Annotated in this window: 13 protein-coding genes; 4 read left to right on the top strand and 9 right to left on the bottom strand. The window is 60.0% G+C overall.

The annotated features are described in order from the left end of the window. Nucleotides 1-4 precede the first annotated feature (4 nt). A complete protein-coding gene (purL, locus tag ACA074_RS05125) occupies nucleotides 5-3,901 on the bottom strand; it encodes a phosphoribosylformylglycinamidine synthase (RefSeq protein WP_497678547.1) in 3,897 nt (1,298 codons plus the stop codon). 285 nt (nucleotides 3,902-4,186) lie between these two features. On the opposite strand from purL, the gene mltF reads away from it, so the two are divergent. Continuing rightward, nucleotides 4,187-5,647, top strand: a complete 1,461-nt coding sequence (gene mltF, locus ACA074_RS05120; protein WP_489879169.1) for a membrane-bound lytic murein transglycosylase MltF — start codon at nucleotides 4,187-4,189, stop codon at nucleotides 5,645-5,647. Nucleotides 5,648-5,761: 114 nt separating this feature from the next. Here mltF and pdxJ read toward each other — a convergent pair whose 3' ends face one another. The 8 genes from pdxJ to lptF all read right to left on the bottom strand — a co-directional run bounded on the left by pdxJ (nucleotide 5,762) and on the right by lptF (nucleotide 14,138). Continuing rightward, nucleotides 5,762-6,508: a pyridoxine 5'-phosphate synthase gene (gene pdxJ, locus ACA074_RS05115; RefSeq protein WP_489879170.1), complete on the bottom strand. Its 747-nt coding sequence runs from the start codon at nucleotides 6,506-6,508 to the stop codon at nucleotides 5,762-5,764. 47 nt (nucleotides 6,509-6,555) lie between these two features. Then, nucleotides 6,556-7,245, bottom strand: coding sequence for a DNA repair protein RecO (gene recO / locus ACA074_RS05110; RefSeq protein WP_489879171.1), 690 nt, complete (start codon nucleotides 7,243-7,245; stop codon nucleotides 6,556-6,558). Nucleotides 7,246-7,364: 119 nt separating this feature from the next. Continuing rightward, entirely contained in the window at nucleotides 7,365-8,267 is a 903-nt protein-coding gene (gene era, locus ACA074_RS05105; RefSeq protein WP_489879172.1) for a GTPase Era, read from the bottom strand. Beyond that, complete coding sequence (gene rnc, locus ACA074_RS05100; protein WP_187680031.1) at nucleotides 8,260-8,949, bottom strand: ribonuclease III; 690 nt, start codon at nucleotides 8,947-8,949, stop codon at nucleotides 8,260-8,262. Before rnc ends, era begins: the two co-directional genes overlap by 8 nt. A gap of 181 nt (nucleotides 8,950-9,130) precedes the next feature. Then, on the bottom strand, nucleotides 9,131-9,985 hold the full coding sequence (gene lepB / locus ACA074_RS05095) for a signal peptidase I (protein ID WP_187680032.1): 855 nt from the start codon (nucleotides 9,983-9,985) through the stop codon (nucleotides 9,131-9,133). A 5-nt stretch (nucleotides 9,986-9,990) separates the two neighbouring features. Further along, nucleotides 9,991-11,790 (bottom strand): translation elongation factor 4, encoded by a 1,800-nt coding sequence (gene lepA / locus ACA074_RS05090; RefSeq protein ID WP_187680033.1) that lies wholly within the window; start codon nucleotides 11,788-11,790, stop codon nucleotides 9,991-9,993. Nucleotides 11,791-11,962: 172 nt separating this feature from the next. Beyond that, on the bottom strand, nucleotides 11,963-13,024 hold the full coding sequence (gene lptG, locus ACA074_RS05085; protein ID WP_187680034.1) for an LPS export ABC transporter permease LptG: 1,062 nt from the start codon (nucleotides 13,022-13,024) through the stop codon (nucleotides 11,963-11,965). Then, entirely contained in the window at nucleotides 13,017-14,138 is a 1,122-nt protein-coding gene (gene lptF / locus ACA074_RS05080; RefSeq protein WP_401271857.1) for an LPS export ABC transporter permease LptF, read from the bottom strand. The genes lptG and lptF overlap by 8 nt, the downstream gene beginning before the upstream one ends. A 576-nt stretch (nucleotides 14,139-14,714) precedes the next feature. Between lptF and ACA074_RS05075 the strand changes: the two genes are divergently transcribed. From ACA074_RS05075 to ACA074_RS05065, 3 genes are read left to right on the top strand one after another with little or no spacing between them, the layout of a single operon-like run. Beyond that, nucleotides 14,715-16,205 carry a leucyl aminopeptidase gene (locus ACA074_RS05075; RefSeq protein ID WP_187680036.1) on the top strand — a complete coding sequence of 497 codons (1,491 nt, stop codon included), beginning with the start codon at nucleotides 14,715-14,717 and terminating at the stop codon, nucleotides 16,203-16,205. 60 nt (nucleotides 16,206-16,265) lie between these two features. After that, nucleotides 16,266-16,694 (top strand): DNA polymerase III subunit chi, encoded by a 429-nt coding sequence (locus ACA074_RS05070; RefSeq protein WP_489879174.1) that lies wholly within the window; start codon nucleotides 16,266-16,268, stop codon nucleotides 16,692-16,694. Nucleotides 16,695-16,702: 8 nt separating this feature from the next. Then, nucleotides 16,703-17,098, top strand: coding sequence for a DNA polymerase III subunit chi (locus tag ACA074_RS05065; RefSeq protein ID WP_187680038.1), 396 nt, complete (start codon nucleotides 16,703-16,705; stop codon nucleotides 17,096-17,098). The last annotated feature ends 155 nt before the right edge of the window (nucleotides 17,099-17,253 follow it).

The raw sequence follows: 17,253 nt of genomic DNA, 5'->3' as shown, positions 1-17,253 counted from the left end.
ACGCTTAGTTAACCCACACACGAGCATTACGGAACATACGCATCCAAGGTGCGTCTTCGTTCCAGTCTTCCGAACGCCACGAGTTCTGCACGGCGCGGAACACACGCTCCGGGTGCGGCATCATGATCGTCACACGGCCATCACGGCTGGTGAGACCGGTAATCCCGCGCGGCGAACCGTTCGGGTTGGCCGGATACGATTCAGTGACCTTGCCATGGTTGTCGACAAAACGCATCGCCACACAACCCGACAGATCCGCTTCCAGCAATGCTTCTTCGCTGGAGAACTCGGCATGACCTTCACCGTGAGCGATGGCGATCGGCATACGCGAACCGGCCATGCCCTGCAGGAAGATCGAGTTCGACTCCTGAACCTGAACCATCGCCACACGCGCTTCGAACTGCTCGGAGCGGTTGCGCACGAAGTGCGGCCAGAACTCGCTGCCCGGAATCAGCTCGTGCAGGTTGGACATCATCTGGCAACCGTTGCACACGCCGAGGGTGAAGCTGTCGTTACGTTCGAAGAAGCCCTGGAACGCATCGCGAGCGCGGCTGTTGAACAGCGCCGACTTGGCCCAGCCTTCACCGGCGCCGAGTACGTCGCCGTAGGAGAAACCACCGCACGCCACCAGACCTTTGAACTCGTTCAGATCGACACGGCCGGCCAGAATATCGCTCATGTGCACGTCGATCGCGTTGAAACCGGCGCGGTCGAACGCGGCCGCCATTTCCACCTGACCGTTGACGCCCTGCTCACGCAGCACGGCAACCTGTGGGCGAATGCCTTTCTTGATGTAAGGCGCGGCGACGTCCTGGTTGACGTCGTAGCTGAGCTTGACGCTCAGGCCCGGATTGTCTTCTTCCAGCAGCACGTCGAACTCTTGCTCGGCGCAGTCGGCGTTATCGCGCAGACGCTGGATCTGGTAGCTGGTTTCAGCCCACTGACGTTGCAGCAGACGACGCTGACCTTCGAACACGGTGTCACCGTTGAAGGTGATGTTGATCTGGCCATTGTTCATCGGCTGACCGATCACGGAAACACAGTCGCCCAGACCGGCAGCGCTGAACTGCGCGAGGATGTCTGGCGTGGCGTCCTGACGAACCTGAATCACCGCACCCAGTTCTTCGTTGAACAGGATGGCGGCGATTTCGGCCGAGGATTCGGCAACGCTGTCGAGGTTCAGGCTCAGACCGCAGTGGCCGGCGAAGGCCATTTCCACCACGGAGGTCAGCAGACCACCGTCGGAACGGTCGTGGTAAGCCAGCAGGTGACCGTCGGCGTTGAGCCCCTGGATCACCGCGAAGAAGGCTTTCAAGTCTTCGGCGTCATCGACGTCCGGCGCGTGCTTGCCGAGCTTGCCGTGAACCTGAGCAAGGATCGAGGCGCCCATCCGGTTCTGACCGCGACCGAGGTCGATCAGGATCAGGTCGGTGGTGCCCTTGTCCATGCGCAGCTCCGGGGTCAGGGTCTGACGGATGTCAGCCACTGGCGCGAAACCGGTCACGATCAGCGACATCGGCGAGGTCACGGTTTTTTCTTCGCCGTCATCGTTCCAGCGAGTGGCCATGGACATCGAGTCCTTGCCGACCGGAATGGTAATGCCCAGCTCAGGGCACAGCTCCATGCCGACCGCTTTCACGGTGTCGTACAGACGCGCGTCTTCGCCCGGGTGGCCGGCAGCAGACATCCAGTTCGCCGACAGTTTGATGTCGGAGAGCTTGTTGATGCGCGAAGCGGCAATGTTGGTCAGGGTTTCGCCGATGGCCATGCGGCCCGACGCCGGGGCGTCCAGCAGAGCCAGCGGAGTACGCTCGCCCATCGCCATCGCTTCACCGGTGTAAACGTCGAAACTGGTGGCGGTCACGGCAACGTCGGCCACCGGAACCTGCCATGGGCCGACCATTTGGTCACGGGCCACAAGGCCGGTGATGGTGCGGTCGCCAATGGTGATCAGGAAGCTCTTGCTCGCCACGGCCGGGTGATGCAAAACGCGCTCGATGCTTTCAGTGATGTCGAGGTTGGACGGATCGAAGTCATCGCCCAGCTCGGCTTCACGAACCACCGAACGGTGCATGCGTGGCGCCTTGCCCAGCAACACTTCCAGTGGCATGTCCACCGGGTTGTTGCCGAAGTGGCTATCCGTGACAGTAAGCTGCGGTTCGGCGGTGGCTTCACCGACGACGGCAAACGGGCAACGCTCACGTTCGCAGATCGCCTGGAAGCGCTCGAAGTCTTCCGGGCCAACGGCCAGCACGTAACGTTCCTGGGATTCGTTGGACCAGATTTCGTGCGGGGCCATGCCCGGCTCGTCGTTTGGAATGTTGCGCAGTTCGAAACGACCACCGCGGTCGCCGTCGTTGACCAGTTCCGGGAAGGCGTTGGACAGACCGCCCGCGCCAACGTCGTGGATGAAGCTGATCGGGTTCTTGTCACCCAGTTGCCAGCAACGGTCGATGACTTCCTGGCAACGACGCTCCATTTCAGGGTTTTCACGCTGCACGGAAGCGAAGTCCAGATCCGCCGAGCTGGTGCCGGTGGCCATGGAGGAAGCGGCGCCGCCACCCAGGCCGATCAGCATCGCCGGGCCACCGAGCACGATCAGCTTGGAGCCAACGACGATCTCGCCTTTCTTGACGTGTTCTTCGCGGATGTTGCCCATGCCGCCGGCCAACATGATCGGCTTGTGGTAACCGCGAACTTCGTCACCGTGCGGGGTGGTGATCGATTGTTCGAAGGTACGGAAGTAGCCGGTCAGGGCCGGACGACCGAATTCGTTGTTGAACGCGGCACCGCCCAGCGGACCTTCGATCATGATGTCCAGCGCAGTGACGATGCGCTCAGGCTTGCCGTACGGCACTTCCCACGGCTGTTCGAAGCCAGGGATTTGCAGGTTAGACACGGTGAAACCGGTCAGGCCAGCCTTTGGCTTGGCGCCACGACCGGTTGCACCTTCGTCGCGGATCTCGCCACCGGAACCGGTGGATGCGCCCGGGAACGGGGCAATCGCGGTCGGGTGGTTGTGGGTTTCAACCTTCATCAGGATGTGCACCGGCTCCTGCACCGCGCCGTACTGGCGGGTTTCAGGGTTCGGGAAGAAACGGCCGGCAACGTTGCCGACGATCACCGAGGCGTTGTCCTTATAAGCCGACAGAACGCCTTCGCTGTGCATCACGTAGGTGTTCTTGATCATGCCGAACAGGCTTTTTTCCTGGTTCTCACCATCAATATCCCAACTGGCGTTGAAGATCTTGTGGCGGCAGTGCTCGGAGTTGGCCTGAGCGAACATCATCAGTTCGATGTCGTGCGGATTACGCTTGAGGCCATTGAAGGCATCGACCAGATAGTCGATCTCGTCTTCGGCCAGGGCCAGGCCCAGCTCGGTGTTGGCCTTTTCCAGCGCGGCGCGACCGCCGCCGAGGATGTCGATCGCGGTCAGCGGCTTCGGTTCGGCGTGGCTGAACAGACCGGCAGCCTGTTCGAGGTTGGCCAGAACGATCTGGGTCATGCGGTCATGCAGGACATCGGCAATCTGCTGCGCTTCGGCTTCGCTGAACTGACCGGCCACGTAGAACGCGATGCCGCGCTCCAGACGCTGGATCTTGCTCAGGCCGCAGTTGCGGGCGATGTCGCTGGCCTTGCTCGACCATGGCGAGATGGTGCCGAAACGCGGCAACACCAGGAACAGACGGCCGGTCGGCTCTTGTACCGGAACGCTTGGACCGTACTTCAGAAGGCGCGCAAGCACCTGCTGTTCGTCGCCGGTCAGGACGCCGGTGACTTCGGCGAAGTGAGCGAATTCAGCATACAAGCCACTGACAGCCGGAACCTTCTGGCTCAGTTGCTCAAGGAGTTTGCTGTGGCGAAAGGCAGAAAGGGCAGGAGCGCCGCGCAGGATCAACATCTTCGGGACAGCCTCGGGAAGGGGTGTGCTTTGAGGCCGTGCATTCTAGCCTAAACCGCCTTCAACATCACCCGAAACGCTACGCACGGTTGCACTCGCATGTCGATCTGTGTTTCTGATTCGTGAGTCAAATTTAACCGGCCTGTGAAGACGGCTTATTTTTACTGTAACAAAATACCCTTCGGCCCCATTTCTGCGGGGTTTTGTCCGGTTTTGTGATCTCTAGCAGACCTGCCCTGCGCTGTCGAGATATGGCGCCCGCAGTCCTTTGCGTATACTGCGCAAATGTTTTTCCCAACGGCTTTGCGTCCGCGGTACGCCAAATGGCTGATCGCAACCGGACTCTTCCTGATGCTCGGTGGCTGTGTTGATAAACCCAACACACTCGAGCGCGTAAAGGAGGATGGTGTGCTGCGGGTGATTACCCGAAACAGCCCCGCCACCTACTTTCAGGATCGCAGCGGTGAAACCGGCTTCGAATACGAGCTGGTGAAGCGCTTCGCCGACGATTTGGGCGTCGAACTGAAAATCGAAACTGCCGACAACCTCGACGATCTCTTCAACCAGATTGGCAAGCCGAACGGCCCGGTATTGGCAGCCGCAGGTCTGGTCAGCAGCGAACAACGCAAGACGCAGGTGCGTTTCTCCCACTCCTACCTCGAAGTCACCCCGCAGATCATCTATCGCAATGGCCAGTCACGGCCGACCGACGCTGGTGATCTGGTCGGCAAGAAGATCATGGTGCTCAAGGGCAGCACCCATGCCGAGCAACTGGCCGAGCTGAAAAAGAAAAACCCGGGCATCGAGTACGAAGAATCTGACGCCGTTGAGGTGGTCGACTTGCTGCGCATGGTCGACGAAGGCCAGATCGACCTGACGCTGGTCGACTCCAACGAAGTGGCGATGAACCAGGTGTACTTCACCAACATTCGCGTGGCCTTCGACCTCGGCGATGCGCGCAGCCAGAGCTGGGCGGTGGGCCCGGGCGAAGACAACAGCCTTCTCAACGAGATCAACAGCTATCTCGACAAGGTGCAGAAGAATGGCACCCTGCAACGCCTCAAAGACCGCTATTACGGGCACGTCGACGTTCTCGGCTACATGGGCGCCACCACGTTCGCCCAGCACTTGCAGCAGCGCCTGCCCAAGTACGAACAACACTTCAAGAGTTACGCCAAGAAAGAGAAAGTCGACTGGCGTCTACTGGCTGCCATCGGTTATCAGGAATCGTTGTGGCAACCGACAGTCACCTCGAAAACCGGCGTGCGCGGCTTGATGATGCTGACCCAGAACACCGCTCGGGCGATGGGCGTGTCCAATCGCCTCGATCCGAAGCAGAGCATCATGGGCGGCGCCAAGTACCTGGCCTATATGAAGGATCAGCTCGACGATTCGATCAAGGAGCCAGATCGCACCTGGTTTGCTCTGGCCGCCTATAACGTCGGCAGCGGCCATCTGGACGACGCGCGCAAACTGACCGCCAAGGAAGGGTTGAACCCGGACAAGTGGCTGGACGTGAAGAAGATCCTGCCGCGCCTGTCGCAGAAGCAGTGGTACAGCAAGACCCGCTACGGCTACGCCCGGGGCGGCGAGCCGGTGCATTTCGTGGCGAACATCCGTCGTTATTACGACATCCTCACTTGGGTAACCCAACCGCAGCTTGAAGGCGATCAAGTGGCCGAGGGCAATCTGCATGTGCCGGCGATCGACAAGTCCAAGCCGACCCAAGAGCCTGCTCCGCTTTAAAAGCAAAAGATCGCAGCCTTCGGCAGCTCCTACAGGTGATCACATGCGCCGCAAAATTGCGGGGTTAGCATGATCCCCCTGTAGGAGCTGCCGCAGGCTGCGATCTTTTGATCTTCAGCCCTTCAAGGCAGCCGCCAGAATCAGCGCCTTCATCTCAGACACTGCAGACTTGAAACCCACGAACAACGCATGCGCCACCAGCGCATGACCGATGTTCAGTTCGTTGATGCCCTTGATCGCCGCGACGGCTTCGACGTTGTGGTAATGCAGACCATGGCCGGCGTTGATGATCAGCCCCTGAGCCAGACCAAACGCTACACCGTCCGCCACACGCTTCAATTCTTCAGCGACTTCGGTCGGGGTCTCGGCGTCGGCATAACGCCCGGTGTGCAGTTCGATGGCCGGCGCACCAACACGCTTCGAGGCAGCAATCTGGCGCTCGTCGGCATCGATGAACAGCGACACTTCGCTGCCGATCTTCGACAGACGCTCGACCGCAGCCTTGATCCGCGCTTCCTGCCCCGCGACATCCAGACCGCCTTCGGTAGTCAGTTCCTGACGGGTTTCCGGGACCAGGCAGATGTGCGCCGGACGGATGAGCTCGGCGAACGCCATCATTTCTTCGGTGACGCCCATTTCGAAGTTCATGCGGGTTTGCAGCACATCCTTGAGCAAGAGCACGTCGCGCTCCTGAATGTGTCGACGGTCCTCGCGCAGGTGCACGGTGATGCCGTCGGCGCCCGCCTCTTCCGCGTCCAGCGCCGCCTTGACCGGATCCGGGTAGCGCGTGCCACGGGCCTGACGCAGGGTGGCGACGTGGTCGATGTTCACGCCAAGAAGAATGCGATTGCTGGTGGTCACGGATGCGCTCCTGAATTTAGAGATTCGGCGCACAGCATACGGGGTGATCAGGGCTTGCGAAACAGTTCGCGACTGACAAGCGGACGACCGCCCAAGTGAACAGCCAATGCTTGACGCATCAGACGTTTGGCGGCTGAGAGTGCGCCGGGGGCTGACCAGTCAGCTTCGGCCATGGCCAACAATTCAACACCGTTGAACAGGCCAGGTTGCAGCAGGTAAACGCGCTCAAGGCCAGCGTCCACTTGCAGACGATAGAGACCGTCCGGTGCCACCGCTTCGCCGTGGATGTCGGTGCTCATGGAGAAGCCATAACCGAGATCATCCAGCAGGCGCCATTCGAAGGAGCGCAACAAGGGCTCCAGCGGCCGACCTTCGGCCAAGGCCAGCAAGGTCGCGGCGTAGTGATCGAACACCGCCGGGTGCGGATCTTCGGCAGGCAGCAAACGGATCAACAGCTCATTGAGGTAGAGACCGCTGAACAACGCCTCGCCGACCATCCACGTCGAGTTACCGGCACTTTCCATGCGCCCGACATTCTTCAACTCGCCCTTGCCGCGAAACTCGACTTCCAGCGGCACGAATGGCCGCGCCAACGTTCCGGCCTTGCCCCGCGCACTGCGCAACACCGCCCGCAGCCGACCTTGCGGCGTGAGGAAGTCCACCAACGCGCTGGTTTCGCGGTAGGCGCGAGAGTGGAGAACGTAGGCGGGTTGGGCGGGAGGCGGGTTTTGCGACATGAGAGCTGTTTCCCGGTCGGAGATTACAAAAAAGATCGCAGCCTTCGGCAGCTCCTACAGGTATACACAAAACTCTGTAGGAGCTGCCGAAGGCTGCGATCTTTTGATCTTGGTACCGCTTACAGGTCGCCGTAACCCAGCGAACGCAATGCACGCTCGTCGTCGGACCAACCGCCCTTCACCTTGACCCACAGGTTGAGCATGATCTTGGAGTCGAACAGCAGCTCCATGTCCTTGCGCGCTTCGGTGCCGATGCGTTTGATGCGCTCGCCCTTGTCGCCAATGATGATCTTCTTCTGGCCATCACGTTCGACGAGAATCAGCGCATGGATATGCAGGGTTTTGCCCTGCTGCTTGAACTCTTCGATCTCGACGGTGATCTGGTACGGCAACTCGGCGCCCATCTGGCGCATGATTTTTTCGCGCACCAGTTCAGCGGCGAGGAAACGGCTGCTGCGGTCGGTGATCTGGTCTTCCGGGAAGAAGTGATCGTTTTCCGGCAGGTGATTGGCAATCACCTTTTCCAGCGCCTCAAGGTTGTGCCCGTGCTGCGCGGAGATAGGGATGATCTGCGCGTTCGGCAGCTGTTCCTGCAACCAGCTCAGGTGCGGCATCAGTTCAGCTTTGTCTTCGATGCGGTCGGTCTTGTTCAGTGCGACGATCAGCGGGCCGGTCACGTACTGCACGCGCTCCAACACCATCTGGTCTTCTTCGGTCCACTTGGTGCGATCGACCACGAAGATCACGACGTCGACGTCTTTCAACGCCGCCGAAGCGGTCTTGTTCATGTAACGGTTGAGAGCCTTTTCGCCACCCTTGTGCATGCCGGGGGTGTCGACGTAGATCGCCTGTACGTCACCCTCGGTCTTGATCCCGAGCATGTTGTGACGGGTGGTCTGCGGCTTGCGCGAGGTGATCGCCAGTTTCTGACCGAGGATATGGTTCAGCAGCGTGGACTTGCCCACGTTGGGACGGCCGACGATGGCAACGTAGCCACAGCGAGTTGCGTTTGTATCAGTCATTGCCATTCTCCACGCCCAGGGCAATCAGTGCTGCGGCGGCCGCTACCTGTTCGGCAATACGACGACTCACACCCTGACCTCGGCTTTTTTCATTCAGTAAGACAACTTCGCACTCGACGAAGAAGGTTCGGCAGTGCGGCTCGCCCTGGATATCTACCACCTCGTAACGAGGCAGCTCGCAACCGCGCGATTGCAGATGTTCCTGCAGACGGGTCTTGGGATCCTTGTTGGTGTCCACCAGCGTCAGGCCTTCGAACTCGCCGGCCAGCCAGGCCAGGACGCGCTCGCGGGCCATGTCCATGCCCGCGTCGAGGTAGATCGCACCGATCAACGCCTCAAGGGCATCGGCCAGAATCGACTCGCGACGGAAACCGCCGCTTTTCAGTTCACCGGAACCCAGACGCAGGTAATCACCCAGGTCGAAACCACGCGCCAGTACGGCCAGGGTCTCACCTTTCACCAGGCGTGCGCGCAAACGCGACAACTGGCCTTCGCGAGCCAGCGGGAAGCGATCGAACAACGCCTCGCCAGCGACGAAGTTGAGGATGGCATCGCCGAGAAATTCCAGGCGTTCGTTGTTGCGCCCGGCAAAACTGCGGTGCGTGAGGGCCAGGACCATGAGTTCCTGATCCTTGAAGGTGTAACCGAGCTGACGCTCGAGACGGCTTAAAGAGGCGCTCACGGTTTACCCACGCTGAGATCAAAGCTGGATTCCACCGCCATCGCCGGGATACGGCGCAGGCCTGGGACAATTAACGCTGTGTTCAAAAATTACGTCCTGAATATCGTGGCTTCATGCCCTGGTGTCGATTGTAGCGACTCCAGAAATGCATTCGGCGCTGTGTTCAACAGCGCCGTGGTGATTACTTGATCAGGCCAACCCGCGAGAAATTCGGCAGGTGGCTGAGTTTCGGTTCCGGCCAGCTCATCCAGACCGCGAAGGCCTTGCCGACGATATTCCGGTCGGGAACCATGCCCAGCAGATCCTTGGGAATGTTCGGATCATCCCAGTAGCGACTGTCGTTCGAGTTGTCGCGGTTGTCGCCCATCATGAAGAAGTGCCCGGCTGGCACGGTCCAGGTATGGTCCGGCGTGGCGCGGTAACGGCTCATTTCCTTGCGGATCAGGTGTTCGGCAGCGCCGAGTTTTTCCTTGTAGAGCTCTGCGCTGCCCAGCGTGCCCGGCTCGGAACCGACCATTTGCTCGGCAATCGACTCACCGTTGACGAACAGACGCTTGTCAGCGGTGTAACGCACCGTGTCGCCCGGCAGACCGACCACACGCTTGATGTAGTTGACGTTCGGGTCGCTCGGGTAGCGGAACACCATCACATCGCCGCGCTGCGGATCACCGACTTCGATGATTTTCTTGTCGATCACCGGCAAGCGGATCCCGTAAGAAAACTTGTTCACCAGAATGAAGTCGCCGACGTCCAGGGTCGGTTTCATCGAGCCGGACGGAATCTGGAACGGCTCCACCAGGAACGAACGCAGCACCAGCACGATGAACAACACCGGGAAGAACGACTTGCCGTATTCGACCAGCAGCGGCTCTTTGTTCAGCTTCTCGACCACCACGACGTCGGGCTGGCTGACACTGCCTTGATAAGAGGCAATGGCAGCACGCCGGCGGGGCGCCAGAATCAGCAGATCGAGCAACGCCAACAGGCCGCAGACGAACACGGCGATGACCAGCAACAGCGGGAAATTTAGCGACATAGGACCTAACTATCCAACCTGAGCACTGCAAGGAAGGCTTCTTGTGGAATTTCCACGTTGCCGACCTGCTTCATGCGTTTCTTACCGGCCTTTTGCTTCTCGAGCAGTTTCTTCTTACGGCTGACGTCACCACCGTAGCATTTGGCCAATACGTTCTTTCTGAGAGCCTTGACGGTTGTCCGGGCGACAATCTGACCGCCAATGGCGGCCTGGATGGCCACGTCGAACATCTGACGAGGAATCAGTTCTTTCATCTTCTCGGTCAACTGGCGACCTTTGAAGTGCGAGTTGTCACGGTGCACGATCAACGCCAGGGCATCGACCTTGTCGCCGTTGATCAGCACGTCCAGTTTCACCAGATTAGCCGATTGGTAACGATCGAAATGGTAGTCCAGCGAAGCATAGCCGCGGCTGGTGGATTTGAGACGGTCGAAGAAGTCCAGAACCACTTCGTTCATCGGCAAGTCGTAAGTGACTTGCACCTGATTGCCGAGGAACAGCATGTCGACTTGAACGCCGCGTTTCTCGATGCACAGGGTGATGACGTTGCCCAAGTGTTCTTGCGGCACCAGGATATTGGCGCGCACGATCGGCTCGCGCATGTCTTCGACGGCCGAGACATCCGGAAGCTTGGACGGGTTATCGACGTAAATCGTTTCACCGGTTTTCAGCACCAGTTCGAAGATTACCGTCGGCGCCGTGGTGATCAGATCCAGATCGTACTCGCGCTCGAGGCGCTCCTGGATGATTTCCATGTGCAGCATGCCGAGGAAGCCGCAACGGAAGCCGAAGCCCAAGGCGTCGGAACTTTCCGGGGTGTACTGCAGCGACGAGTCGTTCAGTGTCAGCTTCTGCAGCGCTTCGCGGAAATCTTCGAAGTCGTCGGAGCTGACCGGGAACAGACCGGCGTAAACCTGTGGCTGGATGCGTTTGAAACCCGGCAGTACCGGAACATCCGGGGTCGAGCTCAGGGTCAGGGTGTCACCGACCGGCGCACCGTGAATGTCCTTGATGCTGGCGATGATGAAGCCCACTTCGCCGGCCTTGAGGTCTACGGTGGCGGTGTGTTTCGGATTGAAAACACCGACGCTGTCGACCAGATGGATCTTGCCGGTGGATTTCACCAGGATCTTGTCACCCTTCTTCACGCGGCCGTGACGCACGCGCACCAGGGAGACAACGCCCAGGTAGTTGTCGAACCAGGAATCGATGATCAACGCTTGCAGCGGATCTTCGATGTTGCCGGTTGGCGCAGGAATAGTGTGCACCAGACGCTCAAGCACTTCGTCGACACCCAGGCCGGTCTTGGCACTGCAGGTGACGGCGTCAGTGGCGTCAATGCCAATGATCTTTTCGATTTCGTCTTTGACGCGATCAGGATCAGCCTGTGGCAGGTCGATCTTGTTCAGGACCGGCATGACCTCAAGGCCCTGCTCAATCGCGGTGTAGCAGTTGGCCACGGACTGGGCTTCGACGCCCTGACCGGCGTCGACCACCAGCAAGGCACCTTCACACGCGGCCAGGGAACGGCTGACTTCATAGGTGAAGTCTACGTGGCCCGGGGTGTCAATGAAGTTCAGCTGGTAGGTGACGCCATCTTTGGCTTTGTAATAAAGGGTAACGCTGTGGGCCTTGATGGTGATCCCGCGCTCACGCTCAAGATCCATGGAATCCAGTACCTGGGCTTCCATTTCACGCTCGGCCAGGCCGCCGCACATCTGGATGAAGCGATCGGCCAGCGTCGACTTGCCATGGTCAATGTGGGCGATGATGGAGAAATTGCGGATATGACTCAAATCACTCACGGATCAACACTCAAAAAGGCTGCAGGCATGGCCCGCCGAAAAATAGCCGGGAATTGTACCTGATACACGGCGCAAGCGTCACGTTCGCCTGTCACCCGGATTCCATGCAAAAACGCCCCGATCGGTTGATCGAGGCGTTTCCGGGGCTAAGCAGAGGATGAAAGCTTGTTCATCAACCGGCTCGCCTAAGCAGCCAGACACCTGCCAGCGCGCAGACACCGGCCGGCACCAGCACCGCAAACAGCGGCGAGAAACCGAACACCAGGCTCGACGGACCGAGCAAATCCTGGACGATGCGGAAGGTGAAGCCGACCAGCACACCGGTGAACACACGCTGGCCGAGGGTTACCGAACGCAGCGGGCCGAAGATGAAGGAAATCGCCATCAACACCAGCGCGGCTGTCACCAACGGCTGCAACACCTTGACCCAAAATGCCAGCCAGTAACGGCCGTTGCTCAGGCCCTGCTCCGACAGATAGTGGATGTAGCCCCAAAGTCCGCTGATCGACAGTGATTCCGGGGCCATCACCACAGTGCTCAGCAGTTGCGGGCTCAAGGCCACGTCCCAACGTTCGCTCGGCGTGTTAACGACTTCGGTGCTGCGCTCATGGAACAAGGTGGTGGCCACGTCGGTCAGTTGCCATTGAGTGCCATCGAACTCGGCCTTCTTGGCGAAGCTGGAGCTCAGCAGGTGGCGTTCCTTGTCGAAGTGATAGCGAGTCACGCCATACAACAGGCCGTTGGGTTGCACGGCGTTGATGTGGATGAATTCTTCACCCTGACGGTGCCACATACCGTGCTTGGCGCTTTGCGCGTCGCCGCTGCCCTGAGCCAGAGAGCGATTGGCCTGGGCCATGCTTTCGGTGGCCGGGGCGACGTATTCGCCAATCAGCACGCCTGCGAGCATCAGCACCAGCATCGGCTTCATCACCGCCCAGACGATCCGGCCGATCGACACGCCAGCGGCGCGCATGACGGTCAGTTCGCTGCTGCTGGCCAGACTGCCGAGGCCGATCAGGCAGCCAATCAACGCGGCCATCGGCAACATTTCGTAGAGCCGGCGCGGCGCGGTCAGCAGGACGAAACTCAGCACGTCTACCAATGTGTAGGTTTCGCTGACGTCACCCATCTCATCGATAAAGGCGAACAGGGTCGCCAGACCGAGAATGATTGCCAGCACGGCAATGATAGCCATGAACACGCTGCTGCCGATGTAGCGGTCGAGTTTAACCACGGGCCACCTCCAGCGCAGCAGCGCGACGGCTGGCCATCTTCAGACGCAGCGGCTCCCAATACAGCAGGCCGAGGCCGATGACCAGGAAGATCGCATGCACCCACCACAAGCCGAGCGCCGGTGGAATCTTGCCTTTTTCAAGGGCGCCGCGGGCGGCAATCAGGATGGTCAGGTAAGCCATATAAAGAAGAATCGCCGGCAGCAGCTTGAGGAAACGCCCTTGACGCGGATTGACTCGCGACAGCGGCACCGCCATCAGGGTCACGATGAACACCAGCAACGGCAGGGACAGACGCCATTGCAGTTCGGTTTTGGAGCGGATGTCGTCACTGCCCAGCAGAGACGAAGTCGGCATGGCGTCACGATCGGTGACTTCTTCGCTGACGTCCGGTTTGGGCAGCAGCACACCATAGTTTTCGTAGTGAATGGCGCGGTAATCCGCCTGACCCGGACTGCCGTCATAGCGATAACCATTGTCGAGAATCAGGTAGCGATTGCCGTCGGGGCGGACTTCCTGACGGCCCTTTTCGGCCACAAGCACGGAAATCCCGCGATCCTTCTGATCGGCGCCGAGGTTCTTCTGCGAGATGAACACGCCGCCCAGGTTGACGCGATCGTCGCTCAACGTTTCGGTGTAGGTCACTCGGGTGCCGTCACGCAGGGCCTGGAAGCGACCCGGTTCGAGGGTATCGAACTCGGTCAGGGCGTCTTGCTTGTTCAGCAGCAACTGGAACTGATTGGCACCCTGCGGGGCCAGGCCCAGGCTCAGCCATGCCACGACCAGTGCCACCAGCGTTGCCGGGAACAGGGTCATGCGAAACAGCTTCTGCTGACTCATGCCGGTGGCCGAGAGCACGGTCATTTCGCTTTCCAGGTACAGGCGACCGTAGGCCAGCAGGATCCCGAGGAACAGACCCAGCGGCAGAATCAGTTGCAGGAAGCCCGGCAGACGAAAGCCCATGATCAGGAACAGCGAACCCGGATCGAGCTGGCCGGCAGCGGCCTGAGCGAGGTATTTGATGAAGCGACCGCTCATGATGATGACCAGCAACACCGCACTCACGGCGCTGAGGGTCAACAGGACTTCGCGGGACAGATAACGGAAGACGATCAAACCAGACACTCCAGGATTGTCAGGCTAAGGCGGCCAAACAAGCAAACACATCGACCGGCCCGCAACGCAGAGCCGTCGAAAAAAGATGCGGCATTATCCTGTGATTGAGAGCGCCTGTCACTGCGCACACTCATCCTCGCACGCAATCCGTTGAAGATCGTACAACCTAGGGGGCGTTCTCAATTAGTTTTCACACCGCGCCGGGTCTGCTGTTGCGCAGGGCAAGGCGCGAGAAGCGTGGTTTGGTCATTCCAAATAAGCTTCGAGCAACGCAGCCCTGCACAACAGCAGGCCCGGCCCTTCGGGTTGTGCCTTAAAGCCGGCCAGTCTGCGTTGCAGGCCTTGGAAAGGGAACAACCATTCCCAGCGGCCTGCGCCTTGCCTGGCTGGCTTTAAGGCGACAACGCTGTGTGAAAACTAATTGAGAATGCTCCCTAGGGTTGTCAGGCGCGGGGAGCGAGGTTCAAACTGCGGCCCTTGTCGCAGGCTTTGGCCTGCGCCTCTTCTATCTATAAGCAGGCGACTGCGGACACCGTCGAACGCCTGCGTGTTGACCATTCATTCAGGGATCCGGACATGGAACTGGTTGTAAAAAGCGTTAGCCCAGAAACGTTGAAAACCGCCACCCTGGTGGTTGCCGTCGGCGAAGGCCGCAAACTCGGTGTCGCCGCCAAACAGGTCGACGAGCTGAGCGGTGGCGCGATCAGCGCCGTACTCAAGCGTGGCGATCTGGCCGGCAAGGTTGGTCAAAGCCTGCTGCTGCACAGCCTGCCAAACCTCAAAGCCGAGCGCGTGCTGCTGGTCGGCGTGGGCAAGGACGAGGAACTGGGCGACCGTCCGTTCCGCAAAATCGTTGCCGGCATCCTCAACACCCTCAAAGGCCTGGGCGGCAGCGATGCCGTGCTGGCGCTCGACGAAGTCATCGTCAAGGGCCGCGACAGTTACGGCAAGACCCGCCTGCTGGCGGAAACCCTGGTGGACGGCGAATACACCTTCGACCAGTTCAAGAGCCAGAAGGCCGAACCGCGCGCCCTGAAGAAAATCACCCTGCTGACCATCAAGGCTGCACAAGCCGAAGTTCAGCGCGCCGTGAATCACGCTACCGCGATTGCCAATGGCATGGCCTTCACCCGTGATCTGGGCAACCTGCCGCCGAACATCTGCCACCCGACTTTCCTTGGCGAACAAGCCAAGAACCTCGGCAAAGAGTTCAAGGATCTGAAAGTCGAAGTGCTCGACGAGAAGAAGATCAAGTCGCTGGGCATGGGCTCCTTCTACGCCGTTGGCCAGGGCAGCGAACAACCGCCGCGCCTGATCGTCATGCAATACAACGGTGGCAAGAAATCCGAGAAGCCATACGCACTGGTTGGCAAAGGCATCACCTTCGACACCGGCGGCATCAGCCTGAAGCCGGGCGCCGGCATGGACGAAATGAAGTACGACATGGGCGGCGCTGCCAGTGTGTTCGGCACCCTGCGTGCGGTCCTCGAACTGAAGCTGCCGATCAACCTGGTGTGTATCCTCGCCTGCGCCGAAAACATGCCGAGCGGCAATGCGACCCGTCCGGGCGACATCGTCACCACCATGAGTGGCCAGACCGTGGAAATCCTCAACACCGACGCCGAAGGCCGTCTGGTGCTGTGCGATGCCCTGACCTACTCCGAGCGTTTCAAGCCACAAGCGGTGATCGATATCGCCACCCTGACCGGCGCTTGCGTCGTAGCACTGGGCGCCCACACCTCGGGCCTGCTGGGTAACAACGACGAACTGATCGGCCAACTGCTCAGCGCCGGCAAGGCTGCTGATGACCGCGCCTGGCAACTGCCGCTGTTCGATGAGTACCAGGAACAGCTGGACAGCCCGTTCGCCGATATCGCCAACATTGGCGGGCCGAAGGCCGGCACCATCACCGCCGCATGCTTCCTGTCGCGCTTCACCAAGAACCTCAACTGGGCGCACCTGGACATCGCGGGCACCGCGTGGACCAGCGGCGGCAAGGACAAGGGCGCCACTGGCCGTCCGGTGCCACTGCTGACCCAATACCTGCTGGATCGCGCCAAAGCCTGAAACCGATGACTGCGGGCGGCGCTTCTTTTTTGAGGCGCCGCTTTCAGCTCAGGAACCGCAATGACCAAAGTCGACTTCTATATCCTGCCCAGCGCCGATCCCTCGGCACGCCTGGACTTTGCCTGCAAGCTCACCGAGAAAGCCTGGCGCATGGGCCACCGCATCTACCTGCATTGCAGCGATGCCGCTCAGCGCGAAGATCTCGATGCTCGGCTGTGGGCGTTCAAGGGCGAAAGCTTCGTGCCCCACGGCCCCGCCGACAGTGAACCCGAGGGGTTGATTGTGTTGGGGGTGGGCGATGACTGCGGTCAGCATCAGGACTTACTGGTCAATCTCGACCTGAAAGTCCCGGGCTTCGCCAACAAATTCGCCCGTGTGGCGGAAGTGGTGGTGGAAGATCCGACCATTCGCGCGGCTGCGCGGGAGAGTTTCCGTTTCTACCGCGAACAGGGCTATCCTCTGCAAGATCACCGTTTACAGCGACTCTGAGCACTCCAATGGACACTCCGAAACCGCAGCAAAAGTCCGCACACCTGCTGGACGATCTCGAATCGATCCGCCAGTTGCTCGGCGATGACAACCTGCAACCGCCACTGCTGACCGACACGGTCGATGACGGTGAACAGGAACAGATTCCGATGTTGTTCGATTCGGTCGGCGCCGAGGCGCCTGCCGTCGAGCCGCCACCGGCTCCGCCCCCGACGCCTGCCGCGCAACCTGCTGCGACCGTCGATAAAGGCCCGGACGCCCTGCTGCACCTGGACAGCGAACTGCGCGCCGCCGCGCAATTGATCATGCAAGACGTGATTGACGACTTCGCGCCGCACATCGAAACTGAAATCAAACGCCGCCTCGATGCGCGGATGGAACGGTTGCTCAGCCAGTACGAATAACCCCCACGATCCCCTGCAGGAGCTGCCGCAGGCTGCAATCTGTTGATCTTGACCTTAAAAAACAAAGTCAAAAGATCGCAGCCTTCGGCAGCTCCTACAGAAAGCTTGCGTCCACCCGCCCCTCCCCCGCTCGCCCTCGGCCCCATGCCCCGCTA

Source organism: Pseudomonas sp. LBUM1655 (assembly GCF_059716085.1).
This window is presented reverse-complemented; position numbering and strand designations above follow the sequence as displayed.

Bases quoted from the DNA above. Each gene is read 5' to 3' on its own strand.
- lepB (WP_187680032.1), bottom strand. From the start codon at position 9,985: ATGTCGCTAAATTTCCCGCTGTTGCTGGTCATCGCCGTGTTCGTCTGC.
- purL (WP_497678547.1), bottom strand. From the start codon at position 3,901: ATGTTGATCCTGCGCGGCGCTCCTGCCCTTTCTGCCTTTCGCCACAGC.
- mltF (WP_489879169.1), top strand. From the start codon at position 4,187: ATGTTTTTCCCAACGGCTTTGCGTCCGCGGTACGCCAAATGGCTGATC.
- ACA074_RS05075 (WP_187680036.1), top strand. From the start codon at position 14,715: ATGGAACTGGTTGTAAAAAGCGTTAGCCCAGAAACGTTGAAAACCGCC.
- era (WP_489879172.1), bottom strand. From the start codon at position 8,267: ATGACTGATACAAACGCAACTCGCTGTGGCTACGTTGCCATCGTCGGC.
- ACA074_RS05070 (WP_489879174.1), top strand. From the start codon at position 16,266: ATGACCAAAGTCGACTTCTATATCCTGCCCAGCGCCGATCCCTCGGCA.
- ACA074_RS05065 (WP_187680038.1), top strand. From the start codon at position 16,703: ATGGACACTCCGAAACCGCAGCAAAAGTCCGCACACCTGCTGGACGAT.
- recO (WP_489879171.1), bottom strand. From the start codon at position 7,245: ATGTCGCAAAACCCGCCTCCCGCCCAACCCGCCTACGTTCTCCACTCT.